This window comes from Exiguobacterium indicum HHS 31, from assembly GCF_001939065.1.
GTDB classification, from domain to species: Bacteria; Bacillota; Bacilli; order Exiguobacteriales; family Exiguobacteriaceae; genus Exiguobacterium_A; species Exiguobacterium_A indicum.
This window is the reverse complement of sequence record NZ_MPSZ01000017.1, coordinates 1-13,956: the sequence shown is the minus strand read 5'-3', so window position 1 is coordinate 13,956 and position 13,956 is coordinate 1. Positions and strand designations below refer to the sequence as shown.

The 13,956-nt window shown below is 46.7% G+C and carries 14 protein-coding genes, 3 tRNA genes, 1 other RNA gene and 1 other annotated feature; of the genes, 15 read left to right on the top strand and 3 right to left on the bottom strand.

Translation table 11 applies throughout. The annotated features are described in order from the left end of the window. Window positions 1–121 precede the first annotated feature (121 nt). Window positions 122–1,588: an IMP dehydrogenase gene (guaB, locus tag N179_RS16635; protein ID WP_029343029.1), complete on the top strand. Its 1,467-nt coding sequence runs from the start codon at window positions 122–124 to the stop codon at window positions 1,586–1,588. 42 nt (window positions 1,589–1,630) lie between these two features. Here the strand turns inward: guaB and pdxR are convergent, their stop codons facing one another. Then, window positions 1,631–3,034, bottom strand: coding sequence for a MocR-like pyridoxine biosynthesis transcription factor PdxR (gene pdxR / locus N179_RS16630; protein WP_075643186.1), 1,404 nt, complete (start codon window positions 3,032–3,034; stop codon window positions 1,631–1,633). A 116-nt stretch (window positions 3,035–3,150) separates the two neighbouring features. Between pdxR and pdxS the strand changes: the two genes are divergently transcribed. The 8 genes from pdxS to N179_RS16590 all read left to right on the top strand — a co-directional run bounded on the left by pdxS (window position 3,151) and on the right by N179_RS16590 (window position 8,544). Beyond that, complete coding sequence (gene pdxS / locus N179_RS16625; protein WP_075643185.1) at window positions 3,151–4,038, top strand: pyridoxal 5'-phosphate synthase lyase subunit PdxS; 888 nt, start codon at window positions 3,151–3,153, stop codon at window positions 4,036–4,038. Then, the gene (gene pdxT, locus N179_RS16620) at window positions 4,032–4,610 is read left to right on the top strand and encodes a pyridoxal 5'-phosphate synthase glutaminase subunit PdxT (RefSeq protein WP_055969536.1); all 579 of its coding nucleotides are present in this window, start codon (window positions 4,032–4,034) and stop codon (window positions 4,608–4,610) included. Before pdxS ends, pdxT begins: the two co-directional genes overlap by 7 nt. 91 nt (window positions 4,611–4,701) lie before the next feature. Next, entirely contained in the window at window positions 4,702–5,937 is a 1,236-nt protein-coding gene (locus N179_RS16615) for a D-alanyl-D-alanine carboxypeptidase family protein (RefSeq protein ID WP_075643184.1), read from the top strand. A 12-nt stretch (window positions 5,938–5,949) separates the two neighbouring features. After that, window positions 5,950–6,157 (top strand) — a binding site (T-box leader). 61 nt (window positions 6,158–6,218) lie between these two features. Next, entirely contained in the window at window positions 6,219–7,496 is a 1,278-nt protein-coding gene (gene serS / locus N179_RS16610) for a serine--tRNA ligase (protein WP_023469875.1), read from the top strand. A gap of 136 nt (window positions 7,497–7,632) precedes the next feature. Then, a tRNA-Ser gene (locus N179_RS16605) sits at window positions 7,633–7,723 on the top strand. Between the two features lie 39 nt (window positions 7,724–7,762). Then, window positions 7,763–7,853 (top strand) — tRNA-Ser (locus N179_RS16600). A gap of 34 nt (window positions 7,854–7,887) precedes the next feature. Then, window positions 7,888–7,977: transfer RNA gene (locus N179_RS16595), tRNA-Ser, on the top strand. Between the two features lie 102 nt (window positions 7,978–8,079). Beyond that, on the top strand, window positions 8,080–8,544 hold the full coding sequence (locus N179_RS16590; protein ID WP_023469876.1) for a DinB family protein: 465 nt from the start codon (window positions 8,080–8,082) through the stop codon (window positions 8,542–8,544). 73 nt (window positions 8,545–8,617) lie between these two features. Here N179_RS16590 and N179_RS16585 read toward each other — a convergent pair whose 3' ends face one another. After that, complete coding sequence (locus N179_RS16585; RefSeq protein ID WP_023469877.1) at window positions 8,618–9,295, bottom strand: deoxynucleoside kinase; 678 nt, start codon at window positions 9,293–9,295, stop codon at window positions 8,618–8,620. Next, a complete protein-coding gene (locus N179_RS16580) occupies window positions 9,292–9,921 on the bottom strand; it encodes a deoxynucleoside kinase (RefSeq protein WP_023469878.1) in 630 nt (209 codons plus the stop codon). The genes N179_RS16585 and N179_RS16580 overlap by 4 nt, the downstream gene beginning before the upstream one ends. A gap of 108 nt (window positions 9,922–10,029) precedes the next feature. Between N179_RS16580 and tadA the strand changes: the two genes are divergently transcribed. The 6 genes from tadA (at window position 10,030) to N179_RS16550 (ending at window position 13,804) form a co-directional block, all read left to right on the top strand. Beyond that, window positions 10,030–10,536, top strand: coding sequence for a tRNA adenosine(34) deaminase TadA (gene tadA, locus N179_RS16575; protein ID WP_023469879.1), 507 nt, complete (start codon window positions 10,030–10,032; stop codon window positions 10,534–10,536). Window positions 10,537–10,584: 48 nt separating this feature from the next. Continuing rightward, window positions 10,585–10,851, top strand: an RNA gene (gene ffs / locus N179_RS16570) — signal recognition particle sRNA large type. Between the two features lie 95 nt (window positions 10,852–10,946). Then, complete coding sequence (dnaX, locus tag N179_RS16565; protein ID WP_023469880.1) at window positions 10,947–12,632, top strand: DNA polymerase III subunit gamma/tau; 1,686 nt, start codon at window positions 10,947–10,949, stop codon at window positions 12,630–12,632. Between the two features lie 18 nt (window positions 12,633–12,650). Next, on the top strand, window positions 12,651–12,971 hold the full coding sequence (locus N179_RS16560; RefSeq protein ID WP_023469881.1) for a YbaB/EbfC family nucleoid-associated protein: 321 nt from the start codon (window positions 12,651–12,653) through the stop codon (window positions 12,969–12,971). Between the two features lie 18 nt (window positions 12,972–12,989). Further along, window positions 12,990–13,589 carry a recombination mediator RecR gene (gene recR, locus N179_RS16555; protein ID WP_023469882.1) on the top strand — a complete coding sequence of 200 codons (600 nt, stop codon included), beginning with the start codon at window positions 12,990–12,992 and terminating at the stop codon, window positions 13,587–13,589. Next, complete coding sequence (locus tag N179_RS16550) at window positions 13,586–13,804, top strand: YaaL family protein (RefSeq protein WP_023469883.1); 219 nt, start codon at window positions 13,586–13,588, stop codon at window positions 13,802–13,804. Before recR ends, N179_RS16550 begins: the two co-directional genes overlap by 4 nt. Window positions 13,805–13,956: the final 152 nt, after the last annotated feature.

The window sequence follows — 13,956 nt, the reverse complement described above, 5'->3', positions numbered from 1 at the left end:
CTTTTTGTGTTATGTGAAACTTCAGACTGTTCTGATTATTGGTCGAGTCATTGACATGACACCCTCTGCTTGTTACCATAACATCAATATTCTTTTATAAAAGAGAAAGCGAGTGGATAACATGTGGGAGAACAAATTTGCTAAAGAGGGTTTGACGTTTGATGACGTCTTACTCGTACCCCGTCGTTCGAGTGTCTTGCCGCGCGACGTTGATTTATCTGTCACGCTATGTGAAGGGATCACACTTAATATTCCGTTGATCAGTGCTGGGATGGATACCGTCACAGAAGCACCGATGGCAATCGCAATGGCACGTCAAGGTGGTCTTGGTGTCATTCATAAGAATATGTCAATGGAAGAACAAGCAGAACATGTCGATCGCGTCAAACGTTCTGAAAATGGTGTCATCACGAATCCGTTCTATTTGACGCCAGAGCGTCAAGTCTACGATGCTGAGTATTTGATGAGTAAGTACCGCATCTCTGGTGTTCCAATCGTTAATAACGAAACAGAGCGTAAATTAGTAGGGATTTTGACGAACCGTGATCTTCGTTTCGTCAAGGATTACTCGACTGTCATTGAAACGGTGATGACGACAGAAGAACTCGTGACAGCAAAAGTTGGTACGTCCCTTGCTGAAGCAGAACAGATTCTCCACAAACATCGCATCGAAAAGTTACCACTCGTTGATGAGAACGGTGTATTAAAAGGGTTAATCACGACAAAGGATATCGAAAAAGTCGAACAGTATCCACATGCTGCGAAAGATCAGTTCGGACGTTTACTCGTCGCAGCAGCTGTCGGCGTAACGAAAGACGCTTCGACACGTGCAAAGTTCCTTGTCGATGCAGGTGTCGATGCACTCGTCGTCGATACGGCACACGGTCACTCAGAAGGTGTTCTTCTCAAAGTACGTGAACTTCGTGAAGAATATCCAAACTTACCAATCATTGCGGGTAACGTTGCGACGGCAGAAGCAACACGCGATTTAATTGAAGCCGGTGCATCTGTCATCAAAGTTGGTATCGGACCTGGTTCGATCTGTACGACACGTGTTGTCGCAGGCGTCGGTGTACCACAAATCACAGCCGTCTTCGATTGTGCGACAGAAGCACGGAAACATGGTGTCTCAATCATCGCTGACGGTGGCATCAAGTATTCTGGAGATATCGTAAAAGCACTTGCTGCTGGCGGTCACGCTGTCATGCTCGGAAGCTTACTTGCAGGAGTAGAAGAGAGCCCAGGTGAGATGGAAATCTACCAAGGACGTCAATTCAAAACGTACCGTGGTATGGGTTCTGAAGCATCGATGAAACGCGGTAGCCAAGATCGTTACTTCCAAGAAGCAGACAAGAAGTTCGTTCCAGAAGGAATCGAAGGACGTGTCGCTTACCGTGGTAAACTCGGCGATTCGGTGTACCAACTCGTTGGTGGTATTCGTTCAGGTATGGGATACTGTGGCGCTGCAACGTTAGAAGAATTGCGTGAAGAGACACAGTTCATCCGTATGACGGGCGCTGGTTTGCAAGAGAGCCACCCGCACGATATTCAAATTACAAAAGAAGCATCGAACTATACACGTCAATAAACAAAAGCCTCGTCTTTCTCTAGTAGAAAGGCGAGGCTTTTTTCATGATGATTTATGCAAATCCCACGCGTCCATCAACAATCGTAATCCTTCCATCAACTCTTGCTCAGAGAGACTCGCAAATCCAAGTACGATTTGAGGTGTACCAGAGAGAAGCGGTAACTGGGCATATTGAGAAAGACCGTATACTTGGATGCCTTGTTGTTGTGCCCGCTTTACGAGCTCCGGCTCCGTCATCCCGTTCGCTACGGAAACGACGACATGGAGTCCCGCACTTTCGCCGGTCAATCGTAAGGCAGGAATCCGGCGAAGTGATTGGATTAAGACGTCGAGCTTGCGACGATAGACTTTACGCATCCGGTTGAGATGTCGTTCAAAGTCGCCCTCTTTCATGAAGCGCGTCAAGATCGTTTGATCGAAGCGCGAGACACTACAGGTATAGTGTGATAGTTCTGTTTGATACCGAGCGCGTAAGACTTCGGGTAAGACCATATAACCGATCCGTAGTGAAGGCATGAGTGATTTTGAGAAAGTACTCATGTAAATGACACGATTGCTGTCCATGTTGTGTAAAGACGGAATCGATTTACCGCTGTAGCGGAATTCGCTATCATAGTCGTCTTCGATGATAAAACGGGTCGGATCCATTGCCGCCCAGTTCAACAACTGATGTCTTCGGTTGACGGATAAGATGCTACCGGACGGAAATTGATGTGCCGGTGTGACATACATGACATCGACGTTTGATTCCTGTAAGTGATCGATCCGTAATCCATTCGCATCAACACGAATCGGTTCAATCATGCGTTCATGATTTTCAAGTAATAGGCGTGTCGTATGATAACCGGGATCCTCGATACCGTACGTGACGTCGCGTCCCAGTAAGAAGAGGACGAGCGGCAACAATTGCTCGACACCTGAACCGACGACGATTTGTTCAGGAGAACAGACGACACCACGGGAATGATAGAGATAGGTCGCAATCTCTTCGCGTAGCGCTAGATCGCCTTGCGGATGACCGAGTGAGACAAGTGGGTGGTGATCGGTATCGATGATATCTTTGGCATACTTTCGCCAACGAGCGAACGGGAAAGAGATCCCTTCAATCTTACTTGGATGAAAATCATATGTGATGATTGGTTTTTCTTTAGTGACACGTGGTTCGATGACGGGTGAGGTTTTAACGTAAGCGAGTTCCTCATAGGCAAGAACGAAGTAACCTTTACGTGAGATGGATTCGACATATCCTTCTGCGACGAGTTGTTGGTAAGCAAGCTCAATCGTCGTTTGACTTAAGTTCAAAAATTGACCGAGTTTTCGTTTAGATGGTAATTTTGTGCCGTATGCTAAACGACCGGCAATGATTTCATTTCGGATCTGTTGATAAAGTTGTTCATAAAGTGGTTTTTCCTGATTACGCGTGAGTTGAAATGATAGCATGTCCATCTCGTCTGACTCCTTCTTCGTAAACTGACCTGTTGAAATCATCATAAGCTGATACTTTTAAAAGTGTCAACATTCCGTATACTAAAGGAGTGAAAGTCAACCAAGGGGGAATGGATATGGAACGTCAACAAGGAACGGATCGTGTCAAACGTGGAATGGCTGAAATGCAAAAGGGTGGCGTCATCATGGATGTCGTCAATGCGGAACAAGCGAAGATTGCGGAAGCAGCAGGTGCTGTTGCAGTCATGGCACTTGAACGTGTCCCGTCTGATATTCGTCGTGATGGAGGCGTCGCACGAATGGCAGATCCATTGATTACGGAAGAAGTACTCGGAGCGGTCTCAATTCCCGTCATGGCAAAATGTCGGATTGGTCATATCGTCGAAGCGCGTGTTCTCGAATCGATGGGGGTCGATTTCATCGATGAGAGCGAGGTGCTGACTCCGGCAGATGAACAATATCATTTACTTAAGTCGGAGTTCACCGTGCCGTTCGTCTGTGGCGCACGTGATCTTGGGGAAGCTGCTCGTCGCATCGCCGAAGGAGCCGCGATGATTCGGACGAAAGGTGAACCTGGAACTGGGAACGTCGTCGAAGCCGTTCGTCATATGCGACAAATTCAAGCACAATTGAATCAGATTTTACATGTCAGTCCAGATGAATTGATGACATTTGCGAAAGAATGGGGTGCTCCGTACGAAGTATTACGTGATATTCGGACACAGGGACGTCTACCGGTCGTCAACTTTGCAGCCGGGGGAGTCGCGACACCAGCTGATGCCGCACTCATGATGCACCTAGGGGCAGATGGTGTCTTCGTCGGATCGGGGATCTTTAAATCAGAACACCCAGAACGTGTCGCTCGAGCGATTGTCGAAGCCGTGACGTACAAAGATGATTTTGAACGGATCGCGTCTTTATCTAAAGGACTCGGAACAGCAATGAATGGAATCGATGTCACATCGATGCCATTTGAGGAACGGATGGCGACACGCGGATGGTAATCGGTATTCTTGATGTTCAAGGTGCGGTCCGTGAACATCGACAGCAGCTGGAAGGTCTTGGTGTCGATGTCGTTCTCGTCAAACAAGCGAGCGATCTCGAGAAACTGGATGGACTTGTCTTACCAGGAGGCGAATCGACCGCGATGCGTCGATTGATCGAACGCTATGAATTACTGGAACCGCTTCGGGAAAAAGCGGCGACGTTACCGATGTTCGGAACATGTGCCGGAATGATTCTACTCGCAACCGCTGTCGAAGCAGGACAAAGCCATCTCAACGCGATTTCGATGACAGTCCGTCGGAATGCTTTCGGTCGACAAATCGATTCATTTGAAGGATTGCTACCGGTTGAAGGAATTGAGGAACCAATCGAGGCAGTGTTCATTCGAGCACCATTGATTCTGTCTGTCGGGGAAGGAACACGAGTGATTGCGAAAGTCGAAGAGCAAATCGTTGCTGTCGAGACATCGCTACACCTCGCGTGCTCGTTTCATCCTGAATTAACGGAAGATAATCGTTTACATCAGTATTTTTTACAAAAAATCAAACAGCGGCAATCCGTCCGTTCATAAAGCGTGGAAGCATCTGACAGTCTCTACTGTCGGATGCTTCTTTTGTGCTACACTATTCGTACAATGAATGATTAAGTGAGGGAGAGACACGATGAAGCGAATCTTGCTACTCTGCTTGAGTATACTGATGCTCACAAGTTTTCCTATGACGGGACAAGCAGCACCTTCGATTCAAGCAGAGTCTTACATATTGGCCGATGCGGTCACAGGGAAAATCCTCCTTCAATCGGAAGCGGATGTTTCTCTACCACCAGCTTCGATGACGAAGTTGATGACGCTTTACCTCGTCCGGCGACAAATCGAACTCAAAAAACTGACGTGGGATCAAAAAATCATACCAAGCAAGAAAGTCTTAAAACTAGCAAAAACGTCTGGTATCACTCGTGTACCAGTAAAACCAAAAACATATACGGTTCGCGAAATGTATAATGCGGCGTTCATTCAATCAGCTAATGATGCAGCGGTCATGCTAGCCGAAACCGTCGCTGGTTCAGAAGCGACGTTCGTTGAAAAGATGAATGAGACAGCAAAACAGTTCGGAATGAACGACACGGAGTATGCGAACGCGTCTGGACTTGATGCTGTCGATGCGACCCTTCCAGGAACGAATTTGATGACAGCGACCGATATCGCGTTACTTGTCATCCGTTATATCAAGGATTACCCGGATGTCCTCGATGTGACGAGCAAAGCACAGATGAAACTCGATGGAGAAGTCTTGAACAACTCGAATAAGATGCTAGCGAAGGAAAAATTCGCATATGCTGGCATGCGAGGAATGAAGACGGGAATGACCGATTTAGCTGGTTACTGTTTTGTTAGTGTGACGACACGAGATAACATGACGCTTGTTACAGTCGTGATGCGAACGGATTCGGATCAAGCCCGTTTTCGGGAAACGAAAAAACTACTCGATTATGGCTTTGCGACGTTCGAACCACTAACGTATTACGGAAAAGGAGAACGGATTAAAGACGTTCTTCCGATTAAAGGGGCAACCGTCCGTAAGCTAGATGTCGTCACGGAGGGCTCATTGTATGTGACGGTATCGAAGCGAGCATCGACACGGGAACCACGGTTTGATTTCTCTAAAACGACGGCACCCGTCACAAAACAAGAAGTCGTCGGAACGGTGCAAGTCGCGGATGACGGTATATATCTACCTGGTTTTGAAACACCACGCGTGAATTTGTATAGTGCAACTGCCGTTCAACTCGCAAGTGTACCGACGCGTCTCGTCCGCGCTTGGACGGCTTGGTCGAAGCGAATTGAGCAAGCGATTCAACAATCGGCTCTTGTCAACCTCCAAGGCGATGGTGTAAAGTAAAGCTAATCTCATAAAGATGCTATGAACGGACCAAGTAGATATATCGATACTGTTAAGAGAGCTAGTGGGTGGTGTGAACTAGTCAGATCGATGGATTGAATCGAGCCGGATCGCACACCTTGCGAACAAGGTGCGGGTACGCCCGTTATCGCGTCTTAAGTTGGCTAGATGTGTCTAGCAATGAGGGTGGCAACGCGGATCCAGGTGATTCGTCCCTTTTCGGTAGGAATACCGGAAAGAGACGAGTCGCCTTTTTTTATGACATAAAGGAGGAATTACAGATGATTGATATTAAACGATTACGCCAAGATTTTGACGCCATTCAAGAGAAGTTAGCGCACCGAGGAGAGGACTTGACGGACATGAACCGTTTCCTCGCACTTGATGAGAAACGTCGAGAATTAATTGCGCGGACAGAAGTATTGAAAGCAGAACGAAATGAAGCAACGAAAAAAATCGCTGAACTGAAACGTAATAAGGAAAATGCAGATGAAGCGATCGCTGCGATGCGAAGTGTCGGAGACGAAATCAAGACGCTTGACGACGAGTTACGTGAAGTCGAAGCGACATTGAACCAGCTGCTCCTTGGTATCCCGAACATTCCACATGACAGCGTACCAGTCGGTTCTTCTGAGGACGATAACGTCGTCGTGCGTGAAGTCGGGGACAAACCAGCGTTTGATTTCGAAGCAGTTCCACACTGGGATTTGATGGAGCAATTAAAAATCGTCGACGTCGAGCGTGCCGGAAAAGTCACAGGTAGCCGTTTCGTCTTTTACCGCGGAGCGGGTGCGCGTCTTGAGCGGGCATTGATTAACTTCATGATGGATCTTCACCAAGATCAGCACGGCTACACAGAAATCTTACCACCACTTATGGTCAACCGTGACTCTATGACAGGAACAGGACAATTGCCGAAGTTCGAAGAGGATGCATTTAAAGTCGAAGAAACGAACTACTTCCTCGTACCGACAGCAGAAGTTCCGGTGACGAACATGCACCGTGAAGAAATCCTAACAGCTGATCAGTTACCGATTGGTTATGCAGCGTACAGCCAATGTTTCCGTTCAGAAGCAGGTTCTGCCGGACGCGATACACGTGGATTGATTCGCCAGCACCAATTCAATAAAGTTGAGCTCGTTCGTTTCGTCAAGCCAGAAGAGTCTTACGAACAACTCGAATTGTTAACGGGACAAGCGGAAACAGTCTTGAAAAAGCTGAAGCTGCCGTATCAAGTATTGAGCATGTGTACAGCTGATCTCGGGTTCACGGCTGCGAAGAAATACGACATCGAAGTCTGGATGCCAAGCCAAGGCGTCTACCGTGAAATCTCTTCTTGTTCAAACTTTGAAGATTTCCAAGCACGCCGGGCGCAGATTCGTTTCCGCCGCGAAGCGAACGCAAAACCAGAATTCGTTCACACGTTAAACGGTTCTGCCCTTGCAGTTGGTCGGACAGTAGCTGCGATCTTAGAGAACTACCAGCAAGCGGATGGATCAGTTGTTATTCCAGAAGTGCTTCGTCCATACATGGGTGGTCTTGAAGTGATTCAAGCTTAAGTCAGAAGGGGGAGTAATCCCCCTTTTTGTATTTTAAAAAGTTTTTTTAGAAAAGGTCTTTACACGTTAAAAGGCAGATGCTATCATAATTAATGTCAGGAAAACAACCGAGTCATAACATTGTTATGAGAAGTACGGAGGCGTACTCAAGTGGTTTAAGAGAACGGTCTTGAAAACCGTCAGGCGGCGAAAGCCGTGCGTGGGTTCGAATCCCACCGCCTCCTCCATTTTTATTTTTTGACAACGACATGCACGTTTTATAGCTTGGAGGCGTACTCAAGTGGTTTAAGAGAACGGTCTTGAAAACCGTCAGGCGGCGAAAGCCGTGCGTGGGTTCGAATCCCACCGCCTCCTCCACTTCTTTTTTTTACCCAAAAATAAATATAATCATGGAGTCGTACCCAAGTCCGGCTGAAGGGGACGGACTCGAAATCCGTTAGGGGTCGCAAGGCTCGCGTGGGTTCGAATCCCACCGACTCCGCTTTTTATGAAGCATCTCAATTCTGAGGTGCTTTTTTGTTGCATCGATTTCTTTGTGCGTGCTATGGTTGCCTACGTGAAAAACGAAGAAGAGGTGGACGAAATGAACGAACAAACAAAAGAATCGTTGCTTTCGCATTATGCGATGACGATGACATATGTAAAAGACTTAGAACAGATTTCAGAAGAGGCATGGCGAACATCGTATGCAGAAGGTAAATGGACGATTGCTGAGATCATCGGTCACTTATCACCATGGGATCGCTTCATGGTCGCAGAGCGCATCCCGTACTTGCTCGCGGGTGAACCATTCCGTGTCGCACCGGATAGCCAAGCCGTCAATGAAGAAGCGGCGAAGATGAGCCGTGAGCAGCAACGGATCTTGACGATCGATGAGTTTTTAGTCAGCCGTGACTTGTTGCGCCGTGCAGTCGAATTGATTCCGGAAGAACGCCTGCAGGACAAGGTCGTCATTAAAGACAAAGAACTGACAATCGGTCAGTTCCTCGGAGCAATGGCTCAACATGATCTACACCATATGGAACAAATCAATCAAGTAATTGGTTAATGCGAGGGAGATGCGACACGCGTCTCCTTTTTTTGCGCAAAAAAAGATCCGCCTAAGAGGCAGATCTGATCAGTTAGCGTGTATTGGCAATGCGAGCAACTTCAAGCTGCTTTTCAATCTTCGCGAGAATCCGGTCGATGGATTCTGGCTCGTTCAGTAAGTCGTATTCGTCGATCGACAAGCGGAGTACCGGGCAGATTGTGAAGTTATTGATCCAGTTCGTATAGCGTTCGTACATCTCTTCCCAATATTCGATTGGTGTCTGTTGCTCCATCTCACGTCCGCGAAGACGAATTCGTTCTAGTACTTGTTCGAACGAACCTTCAAGATAGATCAAAAGATCCGGATGTGGGAAGAACGGTGTCATGACCATTGCGTCAAACAAACTTGAATATGTTTCATAGTCCGTTGGAGACATCGTTCCTTTTTCAAAATGCATCTTAGCAAAGATCCCTGTATCTTCATAGATTGAACGATCTTGGATGAAACCACCACCGTATTGGAAAATCCGCTTTTGCTCCTTGAAGCGTTCAGCGAGGAAATAGATTTGGAGGTGGAAACTCCAACGCTCGAAATCATGATAGAATTTATCCAAGTAAGGGTTCGTATCGACTTTTTCGAGTGAAGTCCGGAAACCAAGGGCATCGGCTAATCCGTTTGTGATCGTTGATTTCCCGATCCCGACCATACCGCCGATCGTAATGACGGCATCTGCCGGGATGTTGTATTTTTCACGTAGCTTCAAGTTCATGCGTGGTTCGCTCCTTCATATAATTCGTTCCGGATCGTCGTCAAGACGTACTCGAGATCTTCTGGTCGCTTGACGAAGTCGAGAGCATCTCCGTCGAAACGGATGATTTTGACTTCCGGATGTTTGACTTGGTATTCCGTGACGAATGTCTCGTAATCCTCGGCTAATTGTTCGAGATAGGCACGTGACATATTTTCTTCGATTTCTCGTCCGCGCAGCGCAACACGTTTCATCAAGGTGTCGATACTTGCGTTCAAGTAGATGACAGCATCTGGTTTTGGCATGTCCGTCGTCAGGATCGAATAGATTTGTTCATACTTCTCAAGATGCTCTACCTTTAGAGAGCGGTGTGCAAAAATCAAGTTCTTAAAAATATGGTAATCAGCAACGACAGAGCGTTGTTTACTGAGGTAATGACGTTCGATATCATCGAGTTGTTTGAAGCGATTGCACAAGAAGAACATTTCCGTCTGGAAGCTCCATTCTTCGATATCTTCATAGAACTTTCCAAGAAAGGGATTTTCTTCGACGATTTCGCGTAACATAGAAAAAGAGAAATGGTGACTGATGGCGTTCGCAAGTGATGTTTTGCCTACACCAATCGGTCCTTCAACCGTTATGAACATATACAATGACCCTCCGTTCAGCAAAGTGCAATTTATATTTTAGCACAAAGAAGTACGACTTGCTGAAGTTTCAAAAGGAGAATTTTTTTAGAGTGAGGAGTATCGTCAATGGAACGACAGGAACACTATATGCGCCTTGCAATTGAAGAGGCGAAAAAGGCAGAAGCAATCGGTGAAGTTCCGATCGGATGTGTCATCGTCAAAGGCGATGAAGTCATCGCGACGGGGTACAATCACCGGGAAACGGATCAACAGGCGACGGCACATGCGGAGTTGATCGCAATCGAGGAGGCTTGCCGAAAGCTCGGGAACTGGCGACTTGAAGGGTGCGAGTTATACGTGACACTCGAACCGTGTCCGATGTGTGCGGGAGCCATCATGCTGTCGCGAATTGAACATGTCATCTTTGGTGCCGTTGATCCGAAGGGTGGGTGCTGCGGAACGCTGATGAACCTAGTGCAAGACGATCGGTTCAATCATGTCTCAGAGTTGACGAGCGGTATATTAGAAAAAGAGTGTGGTGAGATGCTAACGACGTTCTTTCGGGAACTGCGCGCGAAAAAGAAAGCGCGAAAGCGGGCAATGGGTTGCATCGCACCAGATGAAACAGTATAATGAAAAAGCACTGAAACAAGGTGCCACTAAAAATCGATAAACCATTTGCCGTGCTAGGTGGGGATGTAGCGGTTCCCTGTCACTCGCAATCCGCTATAGCGAGACTGAATTCCATGTCGAGGGATATGATTGGTGTGGTCTGCCTCACGTAAGTAGCGTTGACGTTTGAGTCCTACGCAACAGATACCCATGAACCAGGTCAGGTCCGGAAGGAAGCAGCCTTAAGTGGTGCTCTCTGTGTGTTGTAGGGGTGCTTGGACTGAGCAGGCTGCGTGAGTAACGCATGTTGAACATATTTCAGAATATGGTGCGCGGCAGTTTAATTTTTAAAGACAAGTCTACAGCCGGTTTCGGTTGTAGACTTTTTTAGGTAAAATAGAATGAGGAACTTAAAAAGAGGAGGCGCAAACTTGGCCTATCAAGCACTATACCGCGTGTACCGTCCGCAACGATTCGACGAAGTCGTTGGACAAGCGCATATCACCCGTACGATCCAAAATGCATTGATGGAGGGACGGATGTCCCACGCCTATCTATTTTCGGGTCCTCGTGGAACAGGAAAGACGAGTCTTGCCAAAATCATCGCTAAAGCGATCAACTGTGAGCATGCACCGGTCAAAGAACCGTGTAATACGTGCCCGACGTGTCTTGCGATCACAGAAGGATCAAGCCCGGACGTCTTCGAAATCGATGCCGCTTCCAATAACGGCGTAGATGAGATTCGGGAAATCCGGGATAAAGTCAAATATCCCCCTTCAGAAGCAGCCTATAAAGTCTATATCATTGATGAAGTGCATATGTTGTCGACAGGTGCCTTTAATGCCTTGCTCAAAACACTAGAAGAACCACCGGCGCACGCCATCTTCATCTTAGCAACGACTGAACCACATAAAATTCCGGCGACGATCATCTCGCGTTGCCAACGTTTCGATGTGAAGCGGCATGAAGTCGATCAACTCGTAGAGCGGATGCAATATATCTTAAAAGACCAATCGATCGAGTATTCGGATACGGCATTACGATTGATCGCCCGAGCGGCGGATGGTGGTATGCGTGATGCGCTGAGTCTACTCGACCAAGCGGTTGCTTTTTCGAATGGTGATCTAAATGATGCGGCTGTTCTTGAAGTAACAGGAGCAGTAGAAGATGAAGCATTACTGAACATTGCCCGTGCCTTACATGAACATCAAGTCGATCAGTTGTTACAGACGCTTGAAACGATGCAGCGAGCGGGGAAAGATCTAAAACGTTTCGTGGAGGATCTCGTCTTCTTTTACCGAGACACGTTGTTGTTGAAAGCCTCGCCTACAGCTGTCGATTTGCTAGAGCGTGCGCGCCCGACGGATGAGTTCAAACAATTCGTTGAATCGATTGAAGCAGAGACGTGCTTTACGATCATTGATCAGTTACATGACTGCCAACAACAGATGCGGTTGACGAATCATCCGCGAGTCCTCGTTGAGATTGCCTTCATTCAAATTGCGGAACAGGGGAGAACAACGGGACAGATCGTCCAATCGTTGCAACAGGAAGTCCGCGAAATGAAAGAACAGATGCACCAATGGAAGTCGAATGGTGTTCCAGCACAAGAAGCGGCTGCACCACAAGCGCAACCGAAGCGGAAACAAGGACGACCAACCGTTCGAATCGCCAAAGAGCGGATTCGCCAAATGCTAGAGCGAGCAGAGAAAGCGCAATTGCGCGAGATTCAAGAACGCTGGGATCACATCTTAAAATGGATTTTAAAAGAAGATGGTCCCATCTACTCGTTACTCCATGAGAGTAAACCGGTTCTTTGTTCAGCGGATACGTTGCTGATTGAATTCGATGACGGTAAAGGATGGCACTTTGAGCAGGTCATGACGAATGAACGAACACGTTTCGTGATTGAAGAAGCGCTGTATGAAGTATGCGGCGTCAAACGCGAAATTTTAGCGATTCTCTCAAAGGATTGGCATGAACTGAAGGCAGAGTTTGTTGCTAAGCGAAATAGTAGTAGTATAGAAGAGAAGGAAACAAAACAAGAATCGGAGAGCGATCAGTTATTGTCCGAGACGCTTGGTCGTTTTGGTGATATCGTAGAGTTCGAAGATTAAATTCGAGGAGGAATACAGATGCGCGGAATGGGAAACATGAACAATATGATGAAGCAGATGCAGAAGATGCAAAAGGATATGGCGAAAGCACAAGAAGAACTAAAAGACTTAACAGTGACAGGTACAGCAGGCGGAGAAATGGTCTCAGTCGTCGCTGATGGTCATAAAAATATCGTAGATGTCATCATTAAAGAAGAAGTCGTTGATCCAGATGATGTTGAAATGATTCAAGATCTCGTCTTAGCTGCAACAAACGATGCTTTGAAGAAGGTCGATGAACTCGTAGCAAGTAAAATGGGGAAATTCACACAAGGTATGAATCTGCCGGGAATGTTTTAATTCGTAGGAGGAAACCACTTGCAATATCCTGAAGCGATTAGTCGTTTGATCGAAAGTTTTACGAAACTGCCGGGGATTGGTCCGAAGACAGCAGTTCGTCTAGCGTTTCATGTCCTTGATATGGAAGAGGACGATGTCTTGATGTTCGGAAAGGCATTGGTCAGCGCGAAGCGCGACATTGCCTACTGTAGTGTCTGCGGGAATATCACGGATCAAGATCCTTGTTATGTATGTACAGATAAACACCGAAACCGTACGATTGTCTGTGTCGTCCAAGATTCAAGGGATGTCATTGCAATGGAAAAGATGCGAGATTACCAAGGGTTGTATCATGTCTTGCATGGAGCAATCAGTCCAATGGAAGGAATCGGTCCAGAGGATATCAATGTATCTAGCCTACTGACACGTCTTCAAGCGGACGAAGCGATTACGGAAGTCATCTTAGCAACTAATCCGAATATCGAAGGAGAAGCGACAGCGATGTATCTATCGCGTCTCTTAAAACCGACGGGTATTCGGATCACTCGAATTGCCCATGGTCTTCCGGTTGGCGGAGATCTTGAATACGCAGATGAAGTGACGTTATCTCGTGCAATGGAGGGACGTCGCGAACTATGAGTTGGTTTCGAAAGAAGATTCGCAGTGAGTACGACCAGCGTTTGTTAGAAGAATTAGCAAAAGCAAAAGAAGATTATTTGATGAAGCGTCATCTCTTAGAAATCAGCTATGATGACTATGGTGATTTAGAAGCACAAATGAAGTTAGCGGAATCACTGTATTTCTTCTATATAAGCGAAGCAAAAAGAAGACGCGTCTCATTGATGATGAAGTAAACCGCAGCCATTCTTGTCTGCGGTTTTTACATGCTCTAAAAAAACTATAAGTTATTTTAATAAAGTAGTTGCACATGTCTAATTATCGTGATATATTAATTCATGTCCTTAAGAGGACGAGCGCTTACGGCAAACAAGTAAAAAACAATTTT

Excerpts from the sequence above, each read along its gene's own strand:
- guaB (WP_029343029.1), top strand. The coding sequence starts at position 122 with ATGTGGGAGAACAAATTTGCTAAAGAGGGTTTGACGTTTGATGACGTC.
- pdxR (WP_075643186.1), bottom strand. The coding sequence starts at position 3,034 with ATGGACATGCTATCATTTCAACTCACGCGTAATCAGGAAAAACCACTT.
- pdxS (WP_075643185.1), top strand. The coding sequence starts at position 3,151 with ATGGAACGTCAACAAGGAACGGATCGTGTCAAACGTGGAATGGCTGAA.
- pdxT (WP_055969536.1), top strand. The coding sequence starts at position 4,032 with ATGGTAATCGGTATTCTTGATGTTCAAGGTGCGGTCCGTGAACATCGA.
- N179_RS16615 (WP_075643184.1), top strand. The coding sequence starts at position 4,702 with ATGAAGCGAATCTTGCTACTCTGCTTGAGTATACTGATGCTCACAAGT.
- serS (WP_023469875.1), top strand. The coding sequence starts at position 6,219 with ATGATTGATATTAAACGATTACGCCAAGATTTTGACGCCATTCAAGAG.
- N179_RS16590 (WP_023469876.1), top strand. The coding sequence starts at position 8,080 with ATGAACGAACAAACAAAAGAATCGTTGCTTTCGCATTATGCGATGACG.
- N179_RS16585 (WP_023469877.1), bottom strand. The coding sequence starts at position 9,295 with ATGAACTTGAAGCTACGTGAAAAATACAACATCCCGGCAGATGCCGTC.
- N179_RS16580 (WP_023469878.1), bottom strand. The coding sequence starts at position 9,921 with ATGTTCATAACGGTTGAAGGACCGATTGGTGTAGGCAAAACATCACTT.
- tadA (WP_023469879.1), top strand. The coding sequence starts at position 10,030 with ATGGAACGACAGGAACACTATATGCGCCTTGCAATTGAAGAGGCGAAA.
- N179_RS16560 (WP_023469881.1), top strand. The coding sequence starts at position 12,651 with ATGCGCGGAATGGGAAACATGAACAATATGATGAAGCAGATGCAGAAG.
- N179_RS16550 (WP_023469883.1), top strand. The coding sequence starts at position 13,586 with ATGAGTTGGTTTCGAAAGAAGATTCGCAGTGAGTACGACCAGCGTTTG.